Raw genomic sequence first — 26,427 nt, forward strand, 5'->3', positions numbered from 1 at the left:
CCTGGCGCGCTGGACCGCCGAGGGCGTGATCGAGTACCTGGGCCGCAACGACTTCCAGGTCAAGATCCGCGGCCTGCGCATCGAACTGGGCGAGGTCGAGGCCAGCCTCGCCGGCTGCCCGGGCGTGCAGGACGTGGTCGTGCTGGCACGCGAGGACCAGGCCGGCGACAAGCGCCTGGTGGCCTACTACGTGGGCGAGGCGGACATCGAAGCCCTGCGTGGGCATGCCTCGGAAAGCCTGCCGCAGTACATGGTGCCGGCGGCCTTCGTGCGGCTCGAGTCCATGCCGGTGACGCCCAACGGCAAGCTCGACCGCGCGGCATTGCCGGCGCCCGAGGGCGGTGCCGTCCTGCACCGGGGCTACGCCGCCCCGCAAGGGCCGATCGAGGAGGTGCTGGCGCGCCTGTGGGCGGAGCAGCTCGGCCTCGAGCGCGTGGGCCGCAACGACAACTACTTCGAGCTGGGCGGCCATTCCCTGATGGCCGTGAGCCTGATCGAGCGGATGCGCATGGAGGGCCTGCATGCCGACGTGCGCGCCCTGTTCGCGGCACCGACGCTGGCCGATCTCGCGCAGGCCGTCGGTTCCGTGAGCCGGGAGGTGGCGGTGCCGCCGAACCTGATTCCGGCCGACGGCAGCGCGGTGCGCATCACGCCGGAGATGGTGACGCTGGCCGAGCCGACGCAGGAAGAACTCGATGCCCTGGCGGCGCAGGTGCCGGGCGGGGTGGGGAACATCCAGGACATCTATCCGCTGGCGCCGCTGCAGGAAGGCATCCTGTTCCACCACCTGCTGGCCGAGGAGGGCGATCCGTACCTGCTGCGCAGCCTGTACAGCTTTGCCACGCGGGAACGGCTGGATTCGGTGCTGGAGGCGCTGCAGCGCGTCATCGACCGCCACGACATCCTGCGCACGGGCATCTACTGGGAGGGGCTTGCCCAGCCGCTGCAGGTGGTGCTGCGCGACGCGCGGCTTCCGGTCGAGTGGATCGCGCTCGATCCGGCCGACGGGGATCTCGAGCAGCAACTGGAGGCGCGCTTCGATCCGCAGCATGCATGCATCGACCTCGCCGAGGCGCCGCTGCTGCGCTGCCACGTCGTCGAGGACGCGGCCGCGGGCCGTTTCCTGCTCCACGTGCTGGCGCACCACCTGATCATCGATCACACCACGGTCGACCTGCTGCTGGACGAGGCGCAAGCCATCGAGGCGGGCCAGGAGGCGGCGCTGCCGGAGCCGGTGCCGTTCCGCAACTTCGTGGCACAGGCGCGGCTGGGGGTGAGCAGGGAGGAGCACGAAGCCTTCTTCCGCGGCATGCTGGGCGACGTCGACGAGCCGACGGCGCCGTTCGGGCTGATGGACGTTCAAGGGCAGGGCGACATCGCCGAGGCCCGCCTGGTGCTCGACGACGCGCTCGCGGACAGCTTGCGCCGGCGTACGCGCGCACTGGGCGTCAGCCTCGCGAGCCTGATGCACCTGGCGTGGGCGCTGGTGCTGGCGCGGACCACCGGGCGCAGGGACGTGGTGTTCGGCACGGTGCTGTTCGGACGCCTGCAGGCGGGCGCCCACGCCGAACGCATGCTGGGCATGTTCATCAATACGCTGCCGGTGCGCATCCGCGTCACGACGCAGGGGGTCGAGCACTGCCTCAGGCAGACGCATGGCCTGCTCGCGCAACTGCTGCGCCACGAACATGCGCCGCTCGCACTGGCGCAGCGCTGCAGCGGGGTCGATGCCCAGATGCCGCTGTTTACCTCGCTGCTCAACTTCCGGCATACGCCGATCGAGGCGGCAACGGGCGGCGACGATGCCGCCGGGCAGGAAGGAAGCGCGCCCGCCGGGCGGGACGACGTGGAGGAACTCGGCGCGTCGGAGCGCAGCAACTATCCGTTCGGGATATGCGTCGACGATCTGGGCCTGGCCATCGTGCTCACCGCCCAGGTCAGGGGTTCCATTGCCCCGCAACGCATCTGCGCCCTCCTGGAAACGGCGCTGCGAGAGCTTGCCCATGCCCTGCAGGAAGCCCCCCTGGCGCCGCTCGCCGGCCTCGACGTGCTGCCGGCGCAGGAGCGGGAGCAGGGACTGTCCGGGTGGGACGGAACCGCGCAGCCCGAGCCGGAGCAGCACTTCCTGCATGAGCTGTTCGAGGCGCAGGTGGCGCGCGATCCGGAACGCATCGCGCTCGCGTGGCGCGACGGGCGGATGAGCTATGGCCAGTTGAACGAACGGGCCAATCGCCTTGCCCACTACCTGCGCAACAACGGGGTGGAGCCGGAGAGCCGCGTGGCGATCTGCGCCGAGCGCGGACCGGCGCTGGTCGGCGCCCTGCTGGCGGTGCTCAAGGCCGGCGGCGCCTACGTGCCACTCGATCCGGCCTATCCGCCCGAACGTCTGGCCTACATGATCGAGGACTGCGAGCCGCATGCGATCCTCACCTGCGGCGGTCCGGCGCGGGAGGCGCTGGCCAGGGCCGGCGTTTCCGCGGAACGCCTCTTCGATCTCGATGCCGACGCGTGGCGCTGGGCGCCCGCCTCGACGGACAACCTGCCGCGCCGGGTCGTGGGCCTGACTCCGCGCCACCTGGCCTACGTGATCTACACCTCGGGGTCGACCGGGCAGCCGAAGGGCGTGATGAACGAGCATCGCGGCCTGAGCAACCTGGTGGCGGCGCAGATGTCGGCGTTCGGCATCGACTCCACCAGTCGGGTACTGCAGTTCGCCTCGCCCAGCTTCGACGCCAGCGTGTCGGAGATCGGCACCGCCCTGGGCTCCGGCGCCAGCCTGTGCCTTGCGTCGAGCGACGATCTGATGCCGGGCCGGACGCTGCTGCAGATCCTGCGCCATCTGGACGTCACGCACGTCACCCTGCCGCCCTCGGCCCTGCCGCTGCTCGCCGCCGAACGCATGCCCTTCGCGCCGTCCACGCTGATCGTGGCCGGCGAGGCGGTGTCGCCGAAGGACGCGAACGCGTGGTCCGGCGCCCTGCGGCTCATCAATGCCTACGGGCCGACGGAGACGACCGTCTGCGCCACGACGCACGTGTGCGCTCCGGACCCCGGGGCCACGATCGTGCCGATCGGCAGGCCGATCGCGAACATGCGCGTGTATCTGCTCGACGCGGACCAGCAGCCGGTCCCCGCCGGGGCGGTGGGCGAGATCTGCATCGGCGGTGTCGGCGTGGCGCGCGGTTACCTGAACAAGCCTGCGCTCACGTCCGAGTGCTTCCTTCCCGATCCGTTCGCGGCGCAGCGGGACGGCAGCGGCGGCGACCGGATGTACCGCACGGGCGACCTTGGACGCTGGCGCGGGGACGGCACGATCGAGTATCTCGGCCGCAGCGACTTCCAGGTCAAGATCCGCGGTTTCCGCATCGAACCCGGCGAGATCGAGGCGCGCCTGGCTGCGCATCCGGCGGTGCGGGAGGTTCGCGTCGTGGTGCGCGAATCGGCCAGCGGCGACGCCACCGACAAGCGCCTCGTGGCGTACTACGTCGGGACGGCGAGCGTCGAGGAGGTTCGTGCGCTCGCCACCGCCAGCCTGCCGCGCCACATGCTGCCCGCGGCGTATGTGTGCATGGAGCGCCTGCCCCTGACGCCGAACGGCAAGCTGGATCGCAAGGCCCTGCCGGTACCGGAAGGCGAAGCCTTCGGCCGCCGCGCCTACGAGGCGCCGCAGGGAGAAGTGGAAGTGGAGCTGGCCGCCATCTGGACGGCCGTGCTGGGCGTGGAGCAGGTGGGGCGGCACGACAACTTCTTCCAGATCGGCGGCCATTCGCTGCTCGCGGTGCAGCTCATCGCCCACGTGCGCAAGCGCTTCGAGATCGAGCTGCCGCTGTCGGAGCTGTTCCTGCGGCCCACGCTGACCGAACTGGCCGCCAGCATCGAGGCCGGCAGGATGGCCGCGCTCGGTGCCAGCCTCCTGATTCCGCTGCGCACCGGCGGCAGCGCGATACCGTTGTTCTTCATTCACGCGCTTGAAGGAAACGTTGGGTACGCTGCCGATCTCGCACGCTGGGTAAACCCGGATGTGCCGGTGTTCGGGCTCGTCGCCAGCGGGTTGAACAAGGGCGAGGAACCATTGCGGAGCGTCGAGGCGATGGCCGCGCGGTACATCGACGAGATGCTTCGCGTGCAGCCGCAGGGGCCGTACCGGATCGCGAGCTGGTCGGCGGGCGGGCAGGTGGCGTACGAAATCGCGCATCAGCTTGCCGCCCGCGGCGAGACCGTGGGTTTCGTCGGCCTGATCGACACGATGTTCAGGGTGACCGCGCTGTCGGACGAGATGCGCAAGTGGCATGGGCGCGAGCGCGCCGGTCAGGCGCCGCGGGAAGAGCGCGAACGCGCGATGCTGCTGGTGAATCTGCAGCACGTGCTCAACGTTCCGCCCAAGCGCGTCAAGGAGTTGGCCCAGTTGGGAAGCGTGCCCGAGATCCTTGCCGCGATGGTCGGCGGGGGCGACGACGACCTTTTCGAAATCGAGACGTACGAGCGACACAACGCGATGCAATGTGCCTTTGTCGAAGCAATCGATGACTATGACCCGCCTGCCGCGACGGTGCCGGTGGTCCTGTTCGCGGCGAGCAAGTCGCAGCGCAAGGATGCCTCCCTCGGCTGGCGGCCGCTCGTGGGAGAGCGCCTGCGGGTGGTATCGATCAAGGGCGATCACCAGTCGATATTGCAGGAGCCTCGCATCGCGGAGCTGGGAGCCGCGCTGTCGCTTGCCCTGCAGCGCCATGGCGAGACGGAGCCTGCCTTGACGGCCGGCGAACCCGCATGAACCGCACGTATCGGCGGGGAACGGGCCTGTTCGCGCTTTGCGCCCTGGCGCTGGCGGGGGGCTGCGCCACGGTCGGGCCGGACTACCGGACGCCCGATCCCGGCGCGGCGGGCGTGCCGGAGCAATGGTCCGCCAGCCTGCCCGAGGGGGAACGGCTGCTCGAACTGAGGAACTGGTGGAGCCAGTTCGGCTCTCCCACCATGGCCGGCCTCATCGACGAGGCGCTCGAGACGAGCCCCTCCATGGATGCGGCACTGGCGCGCGTCGCGCAGGCCCGTGCCGGCGTGGGCATGGGGATGGCGGCGCTGTTGCCGAAGATCGGCGTCACGGGGGGCATCGGGCGCGGGCGTTCGAACGAAAAGACCTCGCTGCGCGGCGCCCGCGTCGACACCGACACCGATACCGGTGCCAGGGACGTGCTGCATGGTCAAGTGGGAACGTTCGAAGGTTCGCTGCTGACGACGCGCAGCCTGTCGACCGACATGAGCTGGGAGATCGACCTCTTCGGCGGACGCCGGCGCAGCCTGGAAGGGTCGCGGGCGACGTTCGAGGCTCGTCGCGCCGAATGGCGCGGCGCCCGCGTCACGCTGGCGGCCGAGGTCGCGAACGTCTACGTGCTGCGGCGCCATTGCGAAGGGTTGCTGGCGGTGGCCGACGCAGACCTGGTGTCGCGCACGGAAACGCATCTCCTGACCTTGCAGAAGCGGGACGCGGGATTCGTGATCCCGGCCGATGCCGACCGGACGGAAGCGTCGGTGGCGGAGGCGCGCAGCGTCCGGTCCGGCCTGGAAGCCGAATGCACGCAGTACCAGAACCAGTTGGTCGCGCTGACGGGGCTTCCCTACGGCGAGATCGGGTCGCGGCTGGCGGCCGACCGCGCGAGCCTGCCCACGCCGCCGGACGGAGCCCTCCCGGTCGTGCCGGCGGAAGCGATTTCGCAGCGGCCGGACGTCGCCGTCAGCGAACGCGTGCTGGCCGCGGCCAGCGCCGACATCGGCGTGGCGAAGGCCGCGGCACTGCCGTCGATCACGCTCATCGGCTCCATCGGCGTGAACGTGGGCCGCGGCGGCAAGCGCGACACGACCGGGTACAACGGCATCGAGGCGCAGTCGAACAGCGGCAGCTACCGGGTGACGACCCGCTCCTGGTCGTTCGGTCCCTCGATCTCGCTGCCGCTGTTCGACGGCGGCAAGGCGGCGGCCGACATCGCGTTCGCCAAGGCCGCGTTCGAGGAAGCCTCCGCGGCGTACCAGAGCAGCGTCCGCAACGCCGTGATGGAGGTGGAGAACGCCCTGGTGCGCGTCGACTCCGCGAGCAGCCGGCTGAGCGACATCGGGCGCGCGCACGACGGCTATACGCGCTTTTTCGAGGCGACCGAAGCGCAGTACCGGGAGGGCGCGGCGAGCCTGCTCGCCCTCGAGGACGCCCGCCGCGTCCTGCTCGCGAGCCGCCAGGCGCAGCTCGGCGAGCGGCTCGCGCAGTTGCAGGCATGGATAACGCTGTTCAAGGCCGTCGGCGGCGGTTGGCAAAGCGCCGAACCGCCGGCCGAACCGGAAACATTCAACCCTATCCCTCTGGCCACGTCGGCAATGGAATGAGCACCGCCATGATCACCACGACTGACCTAGCAGCCCACCGCCCGCATACCCGGGCGGCACCTTTCCGTTCATTGTTGCTCGCCGCCTTGCCGATGCTGGCGGCGGTGGTCCTGAGCGCATGCGACGAGGCGGTTTCTTCGGTGCCATCCGAGGCGGCGCCGAAGCCGGCGCTGACCGTTTCGCTGATCACGCCGCAGCAGCAGGAATGGACCGAGCGCCTCCATGCCAGCGGAAACATCCAGCCTTGGCAACTGGTGAGCATCGGCGCCGAGATCAGCGGCGTCCGCGTCGTCGAGGTACCCGTCAAGGAAGGGGACTCCGTACGCAAGGGGCAGTTGCTGGCGCGCCTGGACGACGCCAGCGTCACCGTCGAGCTGAATCTTCAGCGCGCGGTCCTCGCCGAGGCCGAGGCCAATCTCGCGCAGGCGCAACTGTCGCTGGAGCGGGCGCGCAAGCTGGATGTCTCGCGGGCGATCAGCCTGCAGGATCTTCTGCAGTACGAGACCGCGGCCAAGACCGGCGCGGCCAAGGTGGCCATCGCCCAGGCGCAGGTGAAGGCGCTCGAACTGCGCAAGCGCTACACCCGCATCGTCGCGCCGGACGACGGCGTCATCGCCATCAGCAGCGCCAGGGTCGGCGCCCTCAGCGAGGCCGAGGGTGACCTCTTCAAGCTCATCCGCAAGGGGCGCGTGGAGTGGCGGGCGGAACTCCGGCCGGAACAGCAGGCGAAGCTCCAGCCGGGACAGGGGGTCGAACTGCGCGATCCGCTGGGCAACGTCGTGCACGGGAGCGTGCGCCAGATCGCGCCGACGGCCGACCTGGAGTCGCGCATCTCGCTGGTCTATGTCGACGTCGAGCCGAGCACGGTCATCAAGCCGGGCGTGCTGGTGACCGGGGACTTCCTCGTCGATCGGCGTTCCGCGACGACCATTCCCCGGGCTGCGCTGGTGATGCGCGACGGCTTCAACTACGTGATGAAAGTGGACGGCAGCGACATCGTCAAGCCGACCAAGGTGACCGTGGGCGGCCGGCGCGGCAACGACGTGGAACTGCTCGGCGGGCTGGGGCCGGACGACAGGATCGTCGCCAGCGGGGGCGCATTCCTCGACGAGGGCGACAAGGTGCGGGTGGTGCAGCAGCCCGGCGCGGATCAACCTCTCGCGGCGACGGATCGGCCATGAACTTCTCGGCGTGGTCCATCCGCCGGCCGATCCCGGCCCTGCTTCTCTTCGCCGTCCTGACGATCGGCGGCCTGTTCGGCTTCAACCGCATGCAGATCCAGGATCTGCCGGACATCGAACTGCCGGCGATCACCGTCGGCATCGTGTTTCCCGGCGCGACGCCGACGCAGATGGAGACCGAGGTCACGCGCAAGATCGAGTCCTCGCTCGCGAACCTGGGCATGGTCGAGCACATCTCGACGACGGTCATCGAAGGGGCCTCCGAGACGACGATCACGTTCCGCATCGACAAGGACATGCGCGATGCGATGGAGGAGGTGCGCAACGCGGTCTCGTCCGTGCGCGGGAGCCTGCCCGCCGACGTGCGCGACCCGTTCATCGCGCGGGTGAAGACCTCCGGTTCGCCGATCCTCACCTTCGCGGTGGAATCCGGGACGATGGACGAAGTCGATCTGTCGTGGTTCGTCGACGATACCGTCGGCAAGGCGCTCATGACGGTTTCCGGCATCGGCTCGGTCATGCGCCATGGCGGCGTCCGGCGCGAGATCCTCGTGGAACTGGACCCGACCCGGCTGCAGTCGATGAACGTGACGGTGGCCGACGTGGCGCAGCAGATCCTGCTGGTCCAGCAGGATGCTGCCGGAGGGTACGGCAAGGTGGGCGGAGGCGAGCAGTCGCTGCGTTCGGTGGGGCTCGTGGGGTCGGTCGCCGACCTCGCGGCGCTGCCGATCCCGCTGGGCGCCGGCCTGCACAGCGTGCGCCTCGGCGATCTGGCGAGCGTGCGCGACGGCGTCTCGGAACGGCGCAACATGGCCTTGCTGGACGGCCGCGGGATCGTCAGCTTCCAGGTGATCAAGGCGCAGGGCACGAGCGAAGTCACGGTGGCGAACGACATCCGCGCCGCCGTTCAGGCGCTGCGGGACAAGTATCCGGCGGTCACGATCACGGAGGTCGGCGACACCGTCGCGTTCACTTCCGAGCAGTACGAGACCTCCATGCGCGCGCTCTACGAGGGCGCGCTGCTGACGGTGGTGGTGGTGTGGCTGTTCCTGCGCGACCGCCGCGCGACCATGATCTCGGCGATCGCGCTGCCGCTTTCCATCATCCCGACGTTCCTCGTGATGTATCTGCTCGACTACACGCTGAACACGGTGACGCTGCTGGCGCTGACGCTCGTCGTCGGGGTGCTGGTAGACGATGCGATCGTGGAGGTCGAGAACATCGTTCGCCACGTCAGGATGGGGAAGACGCCCTTCCAGGCGGCGCTCGAGGCGGCCGACGAGATCGGCATGGCGGTCATCGCCACGTCGTTCGCGCTGGTCGCGGTGTTCCTGCCGACGGCCTTCATCGGCGGCGTCTCCGGGCGCATATTCCAGCAGTTCGGATGGACCACGTCGGTGGCCGTGATCGGCTCGCTGGTGGTGGCGCGCCTGCTCACGCCCATGATGTGCGCCTACCTGCTCCGGGCCCCGAAAGCGCTGCCCGAGCAGGCGCACGACGAAGCGGACGAGCCGGGCCGCCTGATGCGCGGCTACCTCGCGACCGCCGCCTGGTGTCTCGCCCATCCGCTGAAGACCTGCCTCGCCGCGGGAGCGTTCTTCTTCGTTTCGCTGGTGCTTTCGTCTTCGCTGCCGGTGGATTTCATCCCGGCCGACGATTCGCACGAGATCACGATCAACGTCACCGTGCCGCCGGGCGAGGATCTCGCCCACACGGCGTCCGTGGTCGAGGCGGCGCGCGTCGCGTCGATGCAGGAGCCCGAGGTGAAGAGCGTGTTTGCGTCGATCGGGATGGGTGCCCAGCTCGGCGGCGACAGCAACGGCGGCATCGGCGACGTGGATACCGGCGTCATGCTGCTGTCGCTGCACGAGAAGCGCGACCGGACGCGCCAGCAGGTGGAGGATGCGCTGCGCAAGCGTCTGGCCGGCGTCCACGGCGCGCGCTTCTCGATCGGTTCCGGCGATGCCGGCGAGAGATACGCGGTGGTGCTGGCCGGCGACGATGCCGATCTGCTGCAGAAGACGGCATTCGAGCTTGCGCGCGAGATGCGCACCTTGTCGGGCTTCGGCAACGTGAACACCTCGGCCAGCCTGCTGCGGCCGGAGATCGTGATTCGCCGCGATCCGGTGCGCGCGTCGGACCTCGGGGTCTCGACGCTCGCCATCAGCCATGTCCTGCGCGTGGCGACCGGGGGGGACATCGACACCAACCTGTCCAAGCTCAACCTGCCGTCCCGGCAGGTGCCGATCCGCGTCCAGCTCGACGACAGGTCGCGCCACGATCTCGACACCCTGTCGCAGCTCCGCGTCCCGGCCAAGACGGGCACCGTCCCCCTCTCCAGCGTCGCGACGCTCGGCATCGAAAGCGGCCCCTCGCGCATCGACCGGCTGGATCGTTCCCGCTACGTCACCGTCGACGTCGAGCTGAACGGCCGGCCGCTCAGCGACGCGGCAAAGCTCGTGGACGCGCTGCCCGCCATGCAGAAGCTGCCGGGCGGCGTGACCCACATCGCCATCGGCGACCTCGAGGCGCAGCAGGAGCTGATGTCGCACTTCGCGCTCGCCATCCTCGCCGGCATCCTGAGCGTGTACATCGTGCTCGTACTGCTGTTCAACGACTTCATGCAGCCCGGCACCATCCTGTCGGCGCTTCCATTGTCCGTCGGGGGCGCGTTCGCGGCATTGTGGATGCTGGATTTCGGGTTCTCGATGCCCTCCATGATCGGCATCATCATGCTGATGGGCGTGGTGACGAAGAACTCGATCCTGCTCGTGGACTACTCCATCATGGCGCAGCGCGATCACGGCATGCCGCGGGTCGAGGCGATCCTCGACGCCTGCCGCAAGCGGGCGCGCCCGATCGTCATGACCACCGTCGCGATGGTCGCGGGGATGCTGCCGATGGCGGTCGGCCTGCAGGGCGATCCCAGTTTCCGTGCGCCGATGGCGGTGGTCGTCATTGGCGGCCTGCTGTCCTCGACCTTCCTGAGCCTGCTGGTGGTCCCCGTCGTCTACGAACTCGTGGACGGCCTGCAGGCACGCATCCGGGGCTGGTTCGCAAAGCATCCCAGCCCGCCGGGCCGCACCCTTGCACCCGCCGCTGCGGGCGGCCCGCGTCCGTCATCCGATTCCTTCACACAGGACTGAACCATGGTATCGATAACGCGCGGTTCCCCACTTGCCAGACTGCTCGTCGCAACGACAATGGCCGCGCTGGCGGGGTGCGCCGCGGTGCCGGGCTCCGGCGGCGGAGGCAGCGGCCGGGCGATCGCCGGCCAGAAGGAGACGGCGGCCTACGTCCGCGCGGGTTCCTCCCGCACGCCGGCGATCGTCCTCCAGGCCGGCCTCCAGGACGACAGAAGCAGTTGGGACAAGCTGATGCCCGGCCTGGCCCGCGAAAACATGGTCATCGCCATCGACCGGCCCGGCCGCGGAGACAATCCGGCGACCAAGGCAGCGCGCGACCCCTGCACCATCGCGGCAGAGCAGCGGGCGCTGCTCCGGCAGGCGGGGGTCCAGCCACCCTACATCCTGGTCGGCCATTCGCTGGGAGGCCTGTACCAGTACGTCTATGCCAAGCTCTATCCGGACGACGTGGCCGGGCTCGTCCTGCTGGACCCGACCCATCCGCGCCACTGGGAGACGATGCAGAAATCCAGTCCCCGCAGCGCGGATCTCATCAAGGTGCTGAGATTCGCGGCATTCAGCAGCACCGACCGGGCCGAGTTCGATGCCCAGGCCGCGTGCCTGGACCGTCTCGACCTCGCCAAGCCGCTCGGCCTGCCGACCCGCCTGCTGGTGAGCGGGCGATTCCGTTCCGAGGAGCAGGGCGCGTACCAGGAGATGATCAATTCGCTGCGCCGCGACTGGCTGCGCCTGCTCGGCGTGCCTCGCTTGCAGACCGTGTGGGATTCGGGGCACTACATCCAGAAGGACAGCCCGGAAGAGGTACTGGCCGCCGTCAAGGGGCTGGCCGCCGATCTGCAGAGGAGCCGCCCGAACCATGCGCCTTGAACTTTCCGGCGCGCGCCGCCGCGCCGCCGCCGCGATGCTGGCCCTGATGCTGGGGTCCGGAATGTCGGGCTGCGCCAGCACGAGCGCGTCCCGTGCCGTGATGGACGACCCCTCGCGTTCGATCGTCGTCGGCGTGACCACCCGGGACGACGTCGGCCGCCTGATCGGGGAGGCCAGCGAGCGCTTCGTCGATGACGACGGGAGCCAGGTGTGGATATTCAGCGACGTGCTGGACGTGCCCCTGCTGGTCAGTTTCATCCCCATCGTCGGCGACGTCACCGATGCAATGCAGATGGTCCATACCGACCGCGAGATGATCGTCCAGTTCGACGCGCAGGGCGTCGTCAGGAAGGTCAAGGTCAGAAAGCTGGACTGATCTGCGGCAACGCTTCCTGCATCCGCCCCGGCAGCCACTGCCGGGGCGGTTCGTGCGGCGGATCAGGCCGCGGGCTCGTACAGCCGCTTCTCGATCGCGATGCTGCCCTTCAGCCGGTGCAGGGTCTTCGCGGCGGCGAGGACGGCGAGGTCGACGAGGGGTTCGAGGATCACGACGCTCATGTAGGCCGCGCCGAAGCTGGCGACGTTCTGCAGGTTTTCGGCGCCCATGCCCTGGCCGTAGAAGGCCCAGAAGGCGACCCACGCGACGATGCCTCCCTGGTACGCGACGGAAAGCTTGAGAGCCTGGGCGTAGCGGATGTCCACGTAGGCGGTGTCGGCCGGGATGATGCGGCGGGCGAGCGCGGCGGTGGCGAAGAGCGGCACCAGCAGGGTGGTGACGTTGATGCCGTACTGGGGCAGGTCGAAGGGCGCGAAGAAGAGGCCCTGGGTGAGCAGGCCGGCGGCCAGCCCGATGGCGGCCGGCGCGGCGCCGAAGAGCAGCAGCAGGGTGGAGCCGAGGATCAGGTGCACTTCGGAGACGCCCACCGGGTGGTGGGGCAGGACTTCGAAGAAGCTGAACACCAGGACAGTGGCGATCGCCGCGCGCAGGGCGAGGGATGCGGCGCCGTCGCGCCTGATGGTGCCGAAGGCGAGCTTCGCGGTGTAGCCCAGGGCGGCGGCGGCGGTGCCGTAGCTCAGCAGGAGCTTGGCTCCTTCGACGATTCCGGGTTCGATGTGCATGGTGCTTTCTCCTGTGGTGAAACGCTGCGGTTGAAGAGGTTCAAGGGGTTTGCGTCACCGGCCGCCCGCCGCGGCCAGGCTGCGGGCGGACACGCAGTCCGCATCCCATGCGTGCGCGAGACGCCGCGCGCGGCCGAGGGCGGCGGGGCCGTCGTCGAAATCGATCACCGTGCAGTGGTCGGCATGCAGCGGACGCGGCGGCAGTTCGGCGAAGCGCGCGTCCGACAGCAGCCACAGCGCGATGCGCCCGCCCGGCGTGCGGCGCCTGTGCTGCGCCAGCAGCCGGTCGGCCAGGGCCACCGCCGAGGCCGCCGGCGTTCCGCCGCCGCCGGCGATGGCGGCGATCCAGCCTTCGTTGAAGGCCACCGCCTTGCGCGGCGGCTGCAGTACGTGCGCGGTACTGCCCGCAAAGCCGATCACCGCGAGCGCTTCGCGGCGCCGGTAGATGCGCGAGGTCCACGCCAGCAGCAGGCCCTTGGCGAGTGCCAGGCGCCGGCCGCGCAGCATGGAGGCGGAGCAGTCGAGCAGCAGGCAGTGCAGGGTGGCGCTGCCGGCCGGCGGCGGACGGTGGCGCAGATGGCCGCGGCCGAGCCGCGCCGTGCCCTTGGCGGCAAGCGTGCGTGGCCAGTCGATGCGCAGGCCCGGCAGGCGGGCCGGCCGGCCTTTGCGGGAGGGATTGCCGACGCGTCCGGCGGCGCCCCGGCCGGGCGCCGCCGGACGCGTCAGTACTTTTTTGCATGCAGCGGCCTCACGTTCTTGACGGCCTGGATGGGTACGGCCTGCGGCGGCAGTGCGCCCCACTCGGCGTCGTCCGCCGGCGGCGGCGCGGCGTCGGACCGCGGTTGTGGTTGCGCCTGCGGGGTGTCGTGCGGGGGCTCGTCCGTCTTCCGCCGGTGGGCGAGCACGAGTTCGGCCACCGCATCGATGTCTCCATCCTCGATGCGGGTGCGGCCGTCGAGCGCCGCGTGGGCGCGGGCGGCGCGCAGCATGACGAGGTCGGCGCGCACGCCCTCGACCGCGGCGGCATGGCACAGCGCCGCGACCCGCTGGTGGCTGGCGTCGTCGAAATCCACGGCGGGCAGGGTGGTGCGCGCGGCGGCGATGCGTGCGGCGAGCGCGCGCTGCGCGGGCTCGAGGCGCGCGGCGAAGGCGGCCGGATCGGCGTCGAAGGCCAGCCGCGCACGCACGATGGCTTCGCGCCCGGCGGGAGGCAGGGTGTCTCCCAGGCGCACGAAGAGGCCGAAGCGGTCCAGCAGTTGCGGCCGCAGTTCGCCTTCTTCCGCGTTCATGGTGCCGACCAGGGTGATGCGCGCCGGATGGGCGTGGCTGATGCCGTCGCGCTCGATGCGGTTCACGCCGCTCGCGCAGACGTCGAGCAGCAGGTCGACCAGGCCGTCCGCGAGCAGGTTGACCTCGTCCACGTAGAGCACGCCCTCGTGCGCGCGGGCGAGCAGGCCGGGGTGGAAGCGCACCTGGCCGTCCTGCAGCGCGGCTTCGAGGTCGAGCGAGCCGACGAGCCGTTCCTCGCTGGCGGACAGCGGCAGGTTTACGAAGCGCCCGCCCGGCAGCAGGGCCGCGAGCGCGCGCGCCGCGGTGGATTTCGCGGTGCCGCGGGGGCCTTCGACGAGCACGCCGCCGATCAGCGGATCGACGGTGGCGATGAGCAGCGCGGTCTGCAGCAGCGGCTGGCCGTGCAGCGCGGTGAAGGGGAAGGCCGGCGGGAATGCGGCTTCGTGCGGGCTGTCGTTCATCGTTCTTCCAGATGCCGCTCGGCGGCGAGCAGGTGCTGCTCGATGCGTTCGCGGTAGTCGCCGGGCTGCTGCCACAGGCCGCGGTCCATGGCTTCGAGCAGGCGTTCGCAGATCTCGCCCAGCGCGTCGGGGTTGTGGCGCTGGAGGAAATCGCGGGTGTCGGGGTCTTCCAGGTAGGCGTCGGCCACGCGGGCGTACTGGTCGTCGCGCACCACGCGGGCGGTGGCGTCGAAGGCGAAGAGGTAGTCCACGGTGGCCGCCATCTCGAAGGCGCCCTTGTAGCCGTGGCGCTTCACGCCGGCGATCCATTTCGGATTGGTCGCGCGGCTGCGCACCACGCGGCTGATTTCCTCTTCCAGCGAGCGGATCGCGGGTGAGCCGGGGTTGCTGTGGTCGCCGAAGTACATCGCCGGCCGGGTGCCGCCGAAGTGGCGCACCGCCGCGGCCATGCCGCCCTGGAACTGGTAGTAGTCGTCGGAGTCGAGCAGGTCGTGCTCGCGGTTGTCCTGGTTGTGCATCACCAGTTCGATGCCCGCCAGCCGGCGTGCGAAGGTGGTCCGCGCCTCGCTGCCGTAGTCGTCGCGGCCGTAGGCGTGGCCGCCCCATTCCAGGTAGGCGCGGGCGAGGTCGGCGTCGCCGTCCCAGTGGCGGCCGTCGATGAGGCCCTGCAGGCCGGCGCCGTAGGCACCCGGCCTGGCGCCGAACACGCGGTGGCCGGCATGGCGGCGGGCGTCGGCGTCCGCCATGCCTTCGGCCCGCAGGGCGGCGGTCTCGCGCAGGATGCGGGCGCGGATCGGGTTGACGTCCTCGGGCTCGTCCAGCCCGGCGACCGCCTGCACCGCGGCGTCGAACAGGCGGATGACGTTGGCGAAGGCGTCGCGGAAAAAGCCGGATACGCGCAGCGTCACGTCGATGCGCGGGCGGTCGGACAGCGACATCGGCAGGATCTCGAAGTCCGCCACGCGGTGGCTGCCGTCCGACCACTTGGGGCGCACGCCGATCAGCGCGAACGCCTGGGCGATGTCGTCGCCGCCGGTGCGCATGGTGGCGGTGCCCCACACCGACAGGCCGATGGCGCGCGGGTAGTCGCCGTGCTCCTGGACGTAGCGCTCGACCATGCGCGCGGCCGAGCGCTGGCCCAGTGTCCAGCTCGTCCGCGTGGGCACGGCGCGGGTGTCGACCGAGTAGAAATTGCGTCCGGTGGGCAGCACGTCGGGGCGGCCGCGGGACGGCGCGCCGCTCGGGCCGGGCGGCACGAAGCGCCCGGCGAGTCCGCGCATGAGCTGGTGCAGTTCCTGTTCGCCGCAGGCGTCCAGCCGCGGGCGCAGTTCGCCGTCGATGCGTTCCAGCACCGCGCGGGTGTGTTCCCAGCGGATGCCGGCTGCCGGCAATCCGGCTTCCAGCACGTCGAGCGCGAGGAGTTCGAGGCGTTCGCGGGTGTCGCCGGCGTTGCGCCAGGGGCTCGGGTCGACGGCCGCGAGCACTGCCGGGCGCGGTCCCTGCCAGGGCTGGCTCCAGTCGGCATCGAGCGGGTCGAAGTCCGCGCCCAGGGCGAGGTCGGCGGCCAGTGCGCGGGTCAGGCCCTGGCTGGGGCCGCGGCCGTCGCCCACCGGGTGCCGGGCGAGCGCGAGCAGGGTGTCGCGGCGCAGGCGCCCCGCGGGCGAGGTGCCGAAGACGTGCAGGCCGTCGCGGATCTGCGCTTCCTTGAGTTCGCACAGGTAGGCGTCGGTGCGGTTCAGCAGCAGTTGCTCTTCTTCGGCGGTGGCGGGCGGCGCGAGGCCGAGGTCGCGGTGCAGGTCGTGGCGCAGGATGTGGTCGAGGATCTGCCGCCGCAGCAGTCCGGCGCGGTTCCCGTCCAGCATCAGCGCTTCGTAGTACTCGTCCACCTGGCGTTCGAGATCGCGCGTGGGGCCGTAGCTTTCGGCGCGCGTCAGCGGCGGCATCAGGTGGTCCACGATCACCGCCTGGGCGCGGCGCTTGGCCTGCGTGCCTTCGCCGGGGTCGTTGACGATGAAGGGGTAGAGATGGGGCATGGGGCCGAACGCGAGGTCCGGCCAGCATTCCCCGGACAGCGCCACGCTCTTGCCCGGCAGCCATTCGAGGTTGCCGTGCTTGCCGACATGCACGATGGCGTCGCAGCGCCACGCCTCGCGCAGCCAGCAGTAGAAGGCGAGGTAGTGGTGCGGCGGCACGAGGTCGGGGTCGTGGTAGCTCGCCAGCGGGTCGAGCTGGTAGCCGCGCGCGGGCTGGATGCCGACGAAGATCTGGCCGCAGCGCAGGCCGGCGAGCATGAAGCGGCCCTGGCGCAGCATCGGGTCGGCGTGCGGCTCGCCCCAGCGCGCGACGATGGCCTCGCGGCTGGCCGCCGGCAGGCGTGCGAAGAAGGCGAGGTAGTCGGCCAGCGCCAGGCTCTGGCGCGCGGGGCGCAGCGCCCAGTGCCCGGGATCGTTGGTGATGCCTTCCTTGAGCCGTTCCATCAGCGCGTCGCCGTGCGCGGGGATGTCGGCGACGGCGTAGCCTTCGGCGCGCAGGCGTTCGAGGATCGCGATCACCGAGGCCGGGGTGTCCAGCCCCACGCCGTTGCCGAGCCGGCCTTCGCGCGTGGGGTAGTTGGCGAGGATCAGCGCGAGGCGCTTGTCCGCCTCGGGCAGCGCCCGCAGCCGGCACCAGCGCCGCGCGAGTTCGGCGACGAACGCCATGCGGCCGGGCTCGGGGCGGTACTGCACGACGTCGCTCTGGGTGCGCTCGCAGTGGTGGTCGAGGCCCTTGAAGCTCACCGCGCGGGTGATGATGCGGCCGTCCACCTCGGGCAGCGCGATGTGCATGGCGATGTCGCGCGGCGCGAGGCCGTGGGCGTCGGCACGCCACGCCGCCTCGTTGCCGCCGGAGAGCACGAGCTGCAGCACGGGGATGTCGCCCGCGAGGGCGTGGTCGCCGGGCTCGTCGAGCGCCGATTGCGAGAAGGCGGTGGTGTTGAGGATGAGCGCGGCGTCGTGCGCGGCGGCGAGGCTGCGCACGGTGTCCACGCACAGCGTGTCCTTCAGCGAGGTGAGCGCGAGCGGCAGGGGGTTCATACCCTTGGCCAGCAGCACGTCGCACAGGTGGGCGAAGACCGCCGTGTTGCCGGCCTGCAGGTGGGCGCGGTAGAAGAGCAGCAGCACGCAGGGGGCGTCCGCCAGCCAGTCCGCGCGCCAGGCAGCCACGGTGCCCAGATCGTGGCGCGGGTGGAACACCGCCACGCCGGGCAGCGGGCGCGGCGGTTCGGGTTCGCCGGGCAGGCCGAAGAAGTGCGCGCCGAGAAAGCGGTAGAAGTTGCGCGCGTTCGCCGGCCCGCCCTCGCGCAGGTAGCGCCACAGCGCGCGCGCGAGTTCGATCTCCACCGTGCCCTTCATGAGCAGGTTGAGGTCTTCGCCGGTGTCGCCGGAGAACATCGCCAGCGCGATGCCGCGCGCGCGGCAGACCTCGCCCACGCGCTCGGTGCCGTAGGGCCAGTAGCTCTCGCCGCCGAGGTGGTCGATGATGACCACGCGGGCGTGTTGCAGCACGTCGTCGACGTAGAGGTCCACCGAGGCCGGCTGGCGCAGGTGCAGCAGGTTCGCCAGCCGTACCGAGGGGTAGTCCGCCGCGTCGGGGCAGGCGGCCGCGAGCAGCGCCAGCGTGGTGTCCGCGGCGCTGAGGATGACGATGTCGGCCGGCTCCTGCGCGATGCGGGTGACGACCGAATCGTCCTCGACGAATCCGCCCGGCTGGGCGGCGAGCAGGTGCATCAGGCCGCCGCCCCGGCCAGGGCGGCGCCTTGCAGCGCGCTGGTGAGCGCTGCGGCGTCGAGATCCTCGCCGATCAGCACGAGATGGGTGCGGGGCGTCTCGTGGGCATGCCAGCGGCGGTCGAAGTAGCTGTCGAAGCGGCGGCCGACGCCATGCACCACCAGGCGCATCGGCTTGCCGGCGACGGCGACGAAGCCCTTGATGCGGTAGATGGCGTGGGCCTGGACGAGCCCGTGCAGGATGTCGAGCAGGCGCTCGCGGTCCACCGCCGGCAGATTCACCACCACCGAATGGAAGGCGTCGTGGTCGTGATCGTGCTCTTCGCCCTCTTCGTGGTCGTGGTGGCTGGCGCGCAGGTGGATGCCGTCTTCCGACGCGGCTTCGAGGCCGAGGATCAGGTCCAGGTCGACACGGCCGTTGTCGCTCGCCACCACCTTCACCTCGGGCGGCAGTTCCTCGCGCACCAGGGCCTCGACCGCGGCACGCGCGCTTGCGTCGGCCAGGTCGGTCTTGGACAGCACGACGAGGTCGGCGGCCAGGAGCTGGTCCTCGAACAGTTCGTGCAGCGGCGATTCGTGGTCCAGGTTGGGATCGGCGCGGCGCTGGGCGTCCACCGCGCGCGGATCGGCGGCGAACTGGCCGGATGCGGCGGCGGGCACGTCGACCACGGTGATCACCGCATCCACCGTGCAGGCGGTCTTGATCTCCGGCCAGTTGAAGGCTTGCACCAGCGGCTTGGGCAAGGCGAGCCCGGAGGTTTCGATGAGGATGTGGTCGAGTTCGTCGCGGCGGGCGATGAGTTCGCGCATCACCGGGTAGAACGCCTCCTGCACGGTGCAGCACAGGCAGCCGTTGGCGAGTTCGTACAGCTCGCCGGCCTTCTCGCGGCCGTCTTCCTCGCAGCCGATGCCGCAGCCGCGCAGGATCTCGCCGTCGATGCCGAGTTCGCCGAATTCATTGACGATCACCGCGATGCGCCGGCCCTGCGCGTTGGCGAGGATGTGGCGCAGCAGCGTGGTCTTGCCGCTGCCGAGAAAGCCGGTGACGATGGTGGCGGGGATCTTCGGACGGGGGGACATGGGGTTCTCCGGGTGGTCGGTTACAGGCTGCCGCCCGGTGGCGGCAGGCGCGCGATGAAATGGCCCCTGACGCCTTCGGGCCACTGCTTGTACGGCACCACGCCGGTGTCCGAAGCCTGGTAGCGGGCGACGTAGTCGAGCAGCGCGTCGGCGGCGTCATCGTCGGCGGCGAAATCGCCCAGCACGTAGGCGTACTTGCCGGGTGCGCGCAGGGCCGCGGTGCAGTGGCGCTTGCAGGCCATCAGGCAGGCGGTGCGTTCCAGGCGCAGTGCGGGGGCGCCGCGCTCGGCGATGCGCGCCTCGATGCGCCGGGCGAAGCGTTCGCCGGGGCGCTCGGCCTCGGGGGCCGCCGGGTCGTAGCCGCAGGTGGAACACAGGGTGAGGGTGGCATGCATCAGGACGTCTCCGCCTGCAGGGCCGGCTCGGGGCGGCAGCGCCAGGGCACGACGTAGGTCTCGGCCTCGTGCTCGCCGTGCATCGCCTGTACCCGGTAGACGCGCTGCAGGTTGGCCGGGGTGAGCACGCTGCGCGGTGTTCCGCAGGCCACCGCGCGGCCCCGGTGCATCAGCAGCACGCGGTCGCAGAAGCGGCTGGCGAGAGTGAGGTCGTGCAGCACCACGACGATGCTGCGGCCGAGCGCGCACTGGCGGCGCAGCAGTTCCATGACGCTCAACTGGTGGTAGGGATCGAGCGCGGCGACGGGTTCGTCGGCGAGCAGCAGCGGCGCTTCCACCGCGAGCGCGCGGGCGAGCCGCGCCCGCGCACGCTCGCCGCCGGAGAGCTGGTCGAGCCGGCGGCTGGCGAGCGCATCGAGATGCATGTGGGCGAGAGCGGCATCGACGGCCGCGCGGTTCGCGGCGTCCTTGCGGCCGTGCGGCAGGCGGCCGAGGGCGACGAAGTCGCGCACGGTGAGCGGCCAGGCGGCGTTGTCGCCCTGGGCGAGGTAGGCCAGGCGCGTGGCGCGCACGGCGGGCGGCAGCGCGTCGAGGGCGACGCCGTCGAGCAGCGTGCGGCCTTCGTGCGGCGCGAGCTGGGCGATCGCGCGCAGCAGGCTGCTCTTGCCCGCGCCATTCGGGCCGATGAGGCAGAAAAGCTCGCCGCGGGCGACGCGGACCGAAACGTCGGCGACCAGCACCGCGCCGCCGCGGCGCACCGTGAGCGAGACGGCGTCGAGCAGGGTCATGCGGCACTCCCCAGCCGTTCGCGCAGTACCAGCGCAAGGAAGAAGGGCGCGCCGATCAGCGCGGTGACCACGCCCAGCATCAGCTCGTGACTGCCGCTGACCAGGCGCAGCACCACGTCTGCGCCGAGCAGCAGCAGCGCGCCGCCGAAGGCGCTGGCCACCAGCAGGCGCGACGGGTGATAGTCGACCGCGCGGCGCAGCATGTGCGGCACGACCAGGCCGACGAAGCCGATCGCGCCGGTCACCGCGACGCTGGCGCCCACGCACAGCGCCGTGCCGAGCACCACGCGGGCGCGCAGCCGGGGAAGATTCACCCCCAGGCTCGCGGCCTCGTCCTCGCCCAGCGTGAGGGCGTCGAGCTGGCGCCCGCAGGACAGCAGCAGCGCCAGGCCGGCGAGCACGAAGGGCAGGCACAGGCGGATGTCGTCGAAGCTGCGGTCGGCCAGCGAGCCCAGCAGCCACAGCACGATGTCCTGCACGTCGGTGGGCGTGGGCGCGAGGTTGATCGCGAGCGAGGTGAGCGCGGCGGCGAGCGACGACAGGGCGATGCCGGCGAGGATCAGCGTGAGGTTGCCGGCGCCGCGGCGGGCGACGAGGTAGAGCACCAGCGTGGCGAGCGCCGCGCAGCCCATGGCGGCCACCGGCAGCAGCCACAGGCTGACCGCGGCGAGGCCGAAATACAGGCACAGCACCGCGCCCAGGCTGGCGCTCGCGCTCACGCCGAGCAGGCCGGGCTCGGCCAGCGGATTGCGCAGCAGGCCCTGCAGCGCGGCCCCGGCCATGCCCAGCGAGGCGCCGACGAGGATGGCGAGCAGCACGCGCGGCAGGCGGATATCGGTGACGATGGTGTGCCGGCGCTGCAGCAGTTCGCTGGTGGCCGCATCGCCGGCGGGCAGCAGCGCGCCGGCGACGTCGGCGAGGCCGAGCGGCACCGGGCCGATCGCGAGCGAGACCAGCGCGAGCAGCGTCAGCGCGGCGGGCAGCAGGGCGTTGAGCGTAAGGTGTCTCACCGGACCAAGCTCCTGTCGCTGCGCGACGCAATGCTTCGCGCTGCCCGGGCAGGCTGGCCGTGAGGAACGAGCCCTGCTTCGGGCGGCCGTGCAGCGGCGCTCATCGCCGCGTCTCCGGTGGCGGCAGGCGGCGCAGGCCGGCGGCGAGTTCTTCGGCCGCCTCCACGAGCTGCCAGTTGCTGCAGCCCCAGTCGTTGTGGCTCAGCGACAGCAGCGGACGCGAGGCGGCGATGGCGCGCATCTGCGGATGGCGGCTGAAGCCGGCGCGGGCATAGGTGGTGTCGTGCACCATGTGGCTGGTGACGATGAGTTCGGGCGGGGCCGCCACCACGTCCTCGAGCGAGGCGCGGCCCCAGCCGCTGCGGCCGGTCTCGGCGGCGTGGTTGCGCAGGCCGGCGGCCTGGAGCACGGCGTTCACATGCGTCCCGGCGCCGGCGGTGCCGCCGTTCGGGCGCAGGTAGAGGGCTTGCGCAGCCGGCGTGTCGCGCCGCAGCACGGCAAGGCGGGCCTGGACTTCGGCGACCAGCGCCGCGGCGGCCTCGGCGCGGCCGATCCGGGCGCCGATCCTGCGCGTGCTGTCGAAGATGCCCGTCCAGTCGTCGGGAAAGGGCACGGTGACGATCTCGATGCCGTGGCGCCCGAACAGCGCCGCCTGGTGGTGCGCCTGCCAGCGCCGCGAGGCGAGCACGATGTCCGGCCGCGCGGCGATGACTTCCTCCGCGCTGCCGGTATTGGAGGCAAAGCGCGCCGCGCGGGCGGCGAGCGACGAACGCGCCGGGTCCTGGCTTTTCGCCGACACCGACACGATCTGCGCCGGATCGGCGAGCGAGAGCAGCAGCACGTCGGCGCACAGGTTGGTCGACATCACCCGTGGCAGCGGGGCGGCGGCGTCCGCCGGGAGCGATGCGGCGGCGAGCAGGGATGCCGCGAGCGGGAGCATGGCGAACCGGCGGCGCATCAGAAGTCGATGCCGGGCTGTGCCTTCACACCGGCCTTGAAGGCGTGCTTGCAGTCGGCGATCTCGCTCACGGTGTCGGCGAGTTCCACCAGCTCGGGCTTCGCCGCGCGGCCGGTGACGATCACCGTCTGCATCGGCGGGCGGCTGCGGATCGCCTCCACCACCGCGGCGGTGTCGAGGTAGCGGTACTTGAGCATGTAGGTGAGTTCGTCGAGCAGCACCAGGTCGACCGCGGGGTCGCGCAGCAGGCGCGCGGCCTGCGCCCACGCCTCGTCGGCGGCGCGCTTGTCGGCGTCCCAGTCCTGGGTGTTCCAGGTGAAGCCGGTGGCCATGGCGTGGTATTGCACCGCGGCAGCGGCGGAGCTCTGCTGCAGAAAGGTGACCTCGCCGGTGGCCTGCGTGCCCTTGATGAACTGCACCACGCCGGCCCGCCGGCCGTGGCCGAGCGCGCGGTACAGGGTGCCGAAGGCCGAGGTGGTCTTGCCCTTGCCGTTGCCGGTGATGAGGATGACGATGCCCCGCTCTTCGCGGGCACGTTCGATGGCCGCATCCACGACTTCCTTCTTGCGCTGCATGCGTGCGTTGTGGCTCAGCTTCTTGTCCTCGTCCATGCCGCGGGCTCCTCGATGGGTATGCCGGCGCCACGGTGCGGGGATTGCTGCTGGCGTGCGCCCGTTGCGGCGCACAGTCTGCGTTGCGGCTGAATCGAGGCTGGGTGAGGTACCCGCAGGACCAGTCGGCAACCAGCCCACACCCCGGGGCGCTCACCTGTGTAGTCGAACGGGTCGGTCTTCTGGCTCGCCGTCGTCCGGTCGCCGTCGCCTTCCCGGGGAGCATTCCCAGTGGTCTCATTGACGGCGCCGTCGGGCTTACAGCAGCGGGGGCTGCGCCGGGATGGCGGGCGTCTGGAACGCCTGCGTCACCGGACTTCCCGTTTCACCCCGGGCACGGACGTGCGGCGGGGCTCCCGATCGATGCTGGCCGAACTATACGCCCGGGCGGGATAGGCCGGCAATGCGGCCGCTTCCGGCAGTGGCCGGGTACGTCGCCCCGACGGTGGCGAGCCGCCCGGCTATCCGCTAGAGTCCTGTCCACTTTCCCGGCATGGGCACGTCGTGCATCGATGGCGCCGCCCGCCGCCAGGCCGTACAACGCATCGATAGGTGACAGACGATGGAAATCAGGAAGGTCGGAGTCGTAGGGGCAGGCACGATGGGCAGCGGCATCACCCAGGCGTGCGCGGTCGCGGGTCTCGATGTCGTCATGATGGACATCGCCGCAGCCCAGGTGGAGCGCGGCATGGCGACCATCGCCGGCAGCATGGACCGCCTGATCAAGCGCGAGAAGATCACCGAGGCCGACAAGGCCACGACGCTGGCCCGGATCACGACCACCACGACGCTGCAGGACCTCGCCGCCTGCGACCTGGTGATCGAGGCCGCCAGCGAGAACGTCGATCTCAAGCTGAAGGTGTTCGCCGACCTGGACGCGATCCTCGGCCCGGATGCGATCATCGCCAGCAACACTTCGTCGATCTCCATCACCCTGCTGGCCGCGGGCACGAAGCGCCCCGAGCAGGTCATCGGCATGCACTTCTTCAACCCGGTGCCGATCATGGCCCTGGTCGAGATCATCTGCGGCCTGCAGACGTCGGCGGGCACCTTCAGCGCGGTCGAAGACCTCGCCAAGGCGATCGGCAAGACGCCGGTGAAGGTCAAGAACAGCCCGGGCTTCGTCGTCAACCGCATGCTGTGCCCGATGATCAACGAGGCGATCTTCACCTTCGCCGAGGGGCTGGCGACGGCCGACCAGATCGACGAAGCCATGAAGCTGGGCTGCAACCACCCCATCGGACCGCTGGCGCTGTGCGACCTGATCGGCCTCGACGTGGAACTGGCGGTGATGCAGGTGCTGTACGAGGGCACCAAGGACCCGAAGTACCGTCCCGCCCCGCTGCTGGTGGAAATGGTCGAAGCCGGCTATCTCGGCCGCAAGACGGGCAAGGGCTTCTACACCTATACGAAGTGAGCGCCGGGCGCCGCACGGCGCCGGCGGAATGAAAAAAAGCCACCTCGCGGTGGCTTTTTTCTTGCCGGCTGGCCGGTTCAGCGTCCGGAGCGCATCGCGTCGAAGAACTCGGCGTTGCTCTTGGTGGCCTTGATCTTGTCGAGCAGGAATTCCATCGCGTCGATGTCGTCCATGCCGTACAGCAGCTTGCGCAGGATCCAGACCTTCTGCAGCACGTCGGGCTTGAGCAGGAGTTCTTCCCGCCGCGTGCCGGAACGGTTGACGTTGATCGCCGGATACACGCGCTTTTCCGCCATGCGCCGGTCGAGGTGCAGCTCCATGTTGCCGGTGCCCTTGAATTCCTCGTAGATCACGTCGTCCATGCGGCTGCCGGTATCGATCAGCGCGGTGGCGATGATGGTGAGCGACCCGCCTTCCTCGATGTTGCGCGCCGCGCCGAAGAAGCGCTTGGGCTTTTGCAGCGCGTTGGCGTCGACGCCGCCCGTTAGCACCTTGCCGGAGGCCGGCACGACGGTGTTGTAGGCCCGTGCCAGGCGCGTCAGCGAGTCCAGCAGGATGACGACGTCGCGCTTGTGCTCGGTGAGGCGCTTGGCCTTCTCGATCACCATCTCGGCGACCTGCACGTGGCGCGATGCCGGCTCGTCGAAGGTGGAGGCGACGACTTCGCCCTTCACCGAGCGCTGCATCTCGGTCACTTCCTCGGGACGCTCGTCGATCAGCAGCACGATGAGCGCCACGTCGGGGTGGTTGGCGGTGATCGAATGCGCGATGTGCTGCAGCATGACCGTCTTGCCGCTCTTGGGCGGTGCGACCAGCAGGCCGCGCTGGCCCTTGCCGATCGGCGCGATCATGTCGATCACCCGGCTGGTGATGTTCTCCTCGCCGCGGGTTTCCTGCTCGAGCCTGAGGCATTCCTGCGGATGCAGCGGCGTGAGGTTCTCGAACAGGATCTTGCGCTTGCACTCCTCGGGAGGCCGGCCGTTGATCTTGTCGAGCTTCACCAGCGCGAAGTAGCGCTCGCCGTCCTTCGGCGTGCGGATCTCGCCCTCGATCGTGTCGCCCGTGCGCAGGTTGAAGCGACGTATCTGCGACGGCGACACGTAGATGTCGTCCGTCCCGGCGAGATACGAAGTATCGGGCGAGCGCAGGAAGCCGAAGCCGTCGGGCAGCACTTCAAGCGCGCCATCGCCGCAGATCGGCTCGCCCTTTCGTGCCCGGTTCTTCAGCAGCGCGAACACCAGTTCCTGCTTGCGCAGGCGGTTCGCGCCTTCGATGTCTGCCGCCACCGCCATGTCGAGCAGTTCGCTGACGTGGAGCGCCTTCAGTTCCGACAGATGCAGCGCGGGAATCGAGCTTTCGGAGGACATGGACGATCCCTCCTCGAGCGACCCGTCGAAATCGAGCAGGTCGTTGTCGGGAGCGGAGTTCTGGGGGGAATTACCGTCGCGGTTGCGGGGCCCGCGGCGACGGGCGCGCGAAGGACCGCGAGAACGGGCCGGAGCGTCCGGCTTAGATGTTGCTGTCAATGAAGGCGGTCAGTTGAGATTTGGAAAGGGCGCCGACTTTGGTCGCCTCGACGTTGCCACCCTTGAACAGCATCAGCGTGGGGATGCCACGGATGCCGTACTTGGCGGGGGTTTCCTGGTTTTCGTCGATGTTGAGCTTGGCGACCTTCAGCTTGCCGGCGTAATCCTTGGCAACATCGTCGAGAATCGGGGCGATCATCTTGCACGGGCCGCACCATTCGGCCCAGTAGTCGACCAGCACCGGGGTGTCGGACTGCAGCACTTCGGCGTCGAAGTTGCCGTCGGTCACATAATGAATATGCTCGCTCATGGTTCCTCGCAACAGGGGCGTAAGGATGGGATCTGGATGGGAGGTGGGCCGAAGCTGACCCGGAGACCAGGGGGCGTGGGAGCGCCCCCGGAAAATTTTTTTCAACAACTTATGCGAACGAGCGCTCGCCGTC

At 70.3% G+C, this 26,427-nt stretch carries 19 protein-coding genes and 1 riboswitch (1 of these 20 cut by a window edge); of the genes, 7 read left to right on the forward strand and 12 right to left on the reverse strand.

From position 1 onward, the window contains the following. The 6 genes in view from CCZ27_RS04245 to CCZ27_RS04270 are tightly spaced (at most 8 nt apart) and all read left to right on the forward strand, a layout consistent with a single transcriptional unit that may run on beyond the window. On the forward strand, positions 1–4,771 hold the end of the coding sequence (locus tag CCZ27_RS04245; protein ID WP_096445872.1) for a non-ribosomal peptide synthetase. It extends 9,356 nt beyond the left edge of the window; only the last 4,771 of its 14,127 coding nucleotides appear in the window; its start codon lies off the left edge, out of view; the stop codon is at positions 4,769–4,771. Continuing rightward, entirely contained in the window at positions 4,768–6,369 is a 1,602-nt protein-coding gene (locus CCZ27_RS04250; protein ID WP_096445874.1) for a TolC family protein, read from the forward strand. The genes CCZ27_RS04245 and CCZ27_RS04250 overlap by 4 nt, the downstream gene beginning before the upstream one ends. An 8-nt stretch (positions 6,370–6,377) precedes the next feature. Then, the gene (locus tag CCZ27_RS04255; RefSeq protein ID WP_157748439.1) at positions 6,378–7,550 is read left to right on the forward strand and encodes an efflux RND transporter periplasmic adaptor subunit; all 1,173 of its coding nucleotides are present in this window, start codon (positions 6,378–6,380) and stop codon (positions 7,548–7,550) included. Next, positions 7,547–10,696 (forward strand): efflux RND transporter permease subunit, encoded by a 3,150-nt coding sequence (locus CCZ27_RS04260; protein ID WP_096445878.1) that lies wholly within the window; start codon positions 7,547–7,549, stop codon positions 10,694–10,696. The genes CCZ27_RS04255 and CCZ27_RS04260 overlap by 4 nt, the downstream gene beginning before the upstream one ends. A gap of 3 nt (positions 10,697–10,699) precedes the next feature. After that, positions 10,700–11,563: an alpha/beta fold hydrolase gene (locus CCZ27_RS04265; protein ID WP_096445880.1), complete on the forward strand. Its 864-nt coding sequence runs from the start codon at positions 10,700–10,702 to the stop codon at positions 11,561–11,563. Next, positions 11,553–11,939, forward strand: coding sequence for a hypothetical protein (locus tag CCZ27_RS04270; RefSeq protein WP_096445882.1), 387 nt, complete (start codon positions 11,553–11,555; stop codon positions 11,937–11,939). The genes CCZ27_RS04265 and CCZ27_RS04270 overlap by 11 nt, the downstream gene beginning before the upstream one ends. 62 nt (positions 11,940–12,001) lie before the next feature. Here the strand turns inward: CCZ27_RS04270 and CCZ27_RS04275 are convergent, their stop codons facing one another. The 10 genes from CCZ27_RS04275 to cobO all read right to left on the reverse strand — a co-directional run bounded on the left by CCZ27_RS04275 (position 12,002) and on the right by cobO (position 23,041). Continuing rightward, a complete protein-coding gene (locus tag CCZ27_RS04275; RefSeq protein WP_096445884.1) occupies positions 12,002–12,682 on the reverse strand; it encodes an energy-coupling factor ABC transporter permease in 681 nt (226 codons plus the stop codon). A gap of 54 nt (positions 12,683–12,736) precedes the next feature. Further along, positions 12,737–13,483, reverse strand: a complete 747-nt coding sequence (locus tag CCZ27_RS04280) for a vWA domain-containing protein (protein WP_232516560.1) — start codon at positions 13,481–13,483, stop codon at positions 12,737–12,739. Then, positions 13,405–14,433, reverse strand: a complete 1,029-nt coding sequence (locus CCZ27_RS04285; protein ID WP_096445886.1) for a magnesium chelatase ATPase subunit I — start codon at positions 14,431–14,433, stop codon at positions 13,405–13,407. Before CCZ27_RS04285 ends, CCZ27_RS04280 begins: the two co-directional genes overlap by 79 nt. Further along, a complete protein-coding gene (cobN, locus tag CCZ27_RS04290; protein WP_096445888.1) occupies positions 14,430–18,200 on the reverse strand; it encodes a cobaltochelatase subunit CobN in 3,771 nt (1,256 codons plus the stop codon). Before cobN ends, CCZ27_RS04285 begins: the two co-directional genes overlap by 4 nt. After that, a complete protein-coding gene (gene cobW, locus CCZ27_RS04295) occupies positions 18,200–19,279 on the reverse strand; it encodes a cobalamin biosynthesis protein CobW (protein ID WP_096445890.1) in 1,080 nt (359 codons plus the stop codon). The genes cobN and cobW overlap by 1 nt, the downstream gene beginning before the upstream one ends. A gap of 20 nt (positions 19,280–19,299) precedes the next feature. Continuing rightward, positions 19,300–19,674 carry a DUF1636 family protein gene (locus CCZ27_RS04300; RefSeq protein ID WP_096445893.1) on the reverse strand — a complete coding sequence of 125 codons (375 nt, stop codon included), beginning with the start codon at positions 19,672–19,674 and terminating at the stop codon, positions 19,300–19,302. Continuing rightward, positions 19,674–20,462, reverse strand: a complete 789-nt coding sequence (locus CCZ27_RS04305) for an ABC transporter ATP-binding protein (RefSeq protein ID WP_096445895.1) — start codon at positions 20,460–20,462, stop codon at positions 19,674–19,676. The genes CCZ27_RS04300 and CCZ27_RS04305 overlap by 1 nt, the downstream gene beginning before the upstream one ends. Next, positions 20,459–21,472 carry a FecCD family ABC transporter permease gene (locus CCZ27_RS04310; protein ID WP_096445897.1) on the reverse strand — a complete coding sequence of 338 codons (1,014 nt, stop codon included), beginning with the start codon at positions 21,470–21,472 and terminating at the stop codon, positions 20,459–20,461. The genes CCZ27_RS04305 and CCZ27_RS04310 overlap by 4 nt, the downstream gene beginning before the upstream one ends. A 100-nt stretch (positions 21,473–21,572) precedes the next feature. Beyond that, a complete protein-coding gene (locus CCZ27_RS04315) occupies positions 21,573–22,412 on the reverse strand; it encodes an ABC transporter substrate-binding protein (RefSeq protein WP_157748440.1) in 840 nt (279 codons plus the stop codon). A 17-nt stretch (positions 22,413–22,429) separates the two neighbouring features. Further along, the gene (gene cobO, locus CCZ27_RS04320) at positions 22,430–23,041 is read right to left on the reverse strand and encodes a cob(I)yrinic acid a,c-diamide adenosyltransferase (protein WP_096445901.1); all 612 of its coding nucleotides are present in this window, start codon (positions 23,039–23,041) and stop codon (positions 22,430–22,432) included. 155 nt (positions 23,042–23,196) lie between these two features. Continuing rightward, positions 23,197–23,416: riboswitch (cobalamin riboswitch) on the reverse strand. A gap of 187 nt (positions 23,417–23,603) precedes the next feature. On the opposite strand from cobO, the gene CCZ27_RS04325 reads away from it, so the two are divergent. Continuing rightward, entirely contained in the window at positions 23,604–24,458 is an 855-nt protein-coding gene (locus tag CCZ27_RS04325) for a 3-hydroxybutyryl-CoA dehydrogenase (protein WP_096445903.1), read from the forward strand. Between the two features lie 77 nt (positions 24,459–24,535). Here CCZ27_RS04325 and rho read toward each other — a convergent pair whose 3' ends face one another. Both rho and trxA read right to left on the reverse strand, forming a co-directional pair. Next, a complete protein-coding gene (rho, locus tag CCZ27_RS04330) occupies positions 24,536–25,984 on the reverse strand; it encodes a transcription termination factor Rho (protein WP_385961488.1) in 1,449 nt (482 codons plus the stop codon). Further along, positions 25,968–26,294 (reverse strand): thioredoxin TrxA, encoded by a 327-nt coding sequence (trxA, locus tag CCZ27_RS04335; protein ID WP_096445905.1) that lies wholly within the window; start codon positions 26,292–26,294, stop codon positions 25,968–25,970. Before trxA ends, rho begins: the two co-directional genes overlap by 17 nt. Positions 26,295–26,427: the final 133 nt, after the last annotated feature.

The organism is Thauera sp. K11, from assembly GCF_002354895.1.
GTDB lineage: Bacteria > Pseudomonadota > Gammaproteobacteria > Burkholderiales > Rhodocyclaceae > Thauera > Thauera sinica.

What these genes read in the sequence shown, in the direction of transcription:
- CCZ27_RS04270 (WP_096445882.1), top strand. Translation starts at nt 11,553, where the DNA reads ATGCGCCTTGAACTTTCCGGCGCGCGCCGCCGCGCCGCCGCCGCGATG.
- cobN (WP_096445888.1), bottom strand. Translation starts at nt 18,200, where the DNA reads ATGCACCTGCTCGCCGCCCAGCCGGGCGGATTCGTCGAGGACGATTCG.
- CCZ27_RS04255 (WP_157748439.1), top strand. Translation starts at nt 6,378, where the DNA reads ATGATCACCACGACTGACCTAGCAGCCCACCGCCCGCATACCCGGGCG.
- CCZ27_RS04325 (WP_096445903.1), top strand. Translation starts at nt 23,604, where the DNA reads ATGGAAATCAGGAAGGTCGGAGTCGTAGGGGCAGGCACGATGGGCAGC.
- CCZ27_RS04260 (WP_096445878.1), top strand. Translation starts at nt 7,547, where the DNA reads ATGAACTTCTCGGCGTGGTCCATCCGCCGGCCGATCCCGGCCCTGCTT.
- cobO (WP_096445901.1), bottom strand. Translation starts at nt 23,041, where the DNA reads ATGGACGAGGACAAGAAGCTGAGCCACAACGCACGCATGCAGCGCAAG.
- CCZ27_RS04315 (WP_157748440.1), bottom strand. Translation starts at nt 22,412, where the DNA reads ATGCTCCCGCTCGCGGCATCCCTGCTCGCCGCCGCATCGCTCCCGGCG.
- CCZ27_RS04285 (WP_096445886.1), bottom strand. Translation starts at nt 14,433, where the DNA reads ATGAACGACAGCCCGCACGAAGCCGCATTCCCGCCGGCCTTCCCCTTC.
- trxA (WP_096445905.1), bottom strand. Translation starts at nt 26,294, where the DNA reads ATGAGCGAGCATATTCATTATGTGACCGACGGCAACTTCGACGCCGAA.
- CCZ27_RS04265 (WP_096445880.1), top strand. Translation starts at nt 10,700, where the DNA reads ATGGTATCGATAACGCGCGGTTCCCCACTTGCCAGACTGCTCGTCGCA.
- CCZ27_RS04250 (WP_096445874.1), top strand. Translation starts at nt 4,768, where the DNA reads ATGAACCGCACGTATCGGCGGGGAACGGGCCTGTTCGCGCTTTGCGCC.
- CCZ27_RS04275 (WP_096445884.1), bottom strand. Translation starts at nt 12,682, where the DNA reads ATGCACATCGAACCCGGAATCGTCGAAGGAGCCAAGCTCCTGCTGAGC.
- cobW (WP_096445890.1), bottom strand. Translation starts at nt 19,279, where the DNA reads ATGTCCCCCCGTCCGAAGATCCCCGCCACCATCGTCACCGGCTTTCTC.
- CCZ27_RS04300 (WP_096445893.1), bottom strand. Translation starts at nt 19,674, where the DNA reads ATGCATGCCACCCTCACCCTGTGTTCCACCTGCGGCTACGACCCGGCG.
- CCZ27_RS04305 (WP_096445895.1), bottom strand. Translation starts at nt 20,462, where the DNA reads ATGACCCTGCTCGACGCCGTCTCGCTCACGGTGCGCCGCGGCGGCGCG.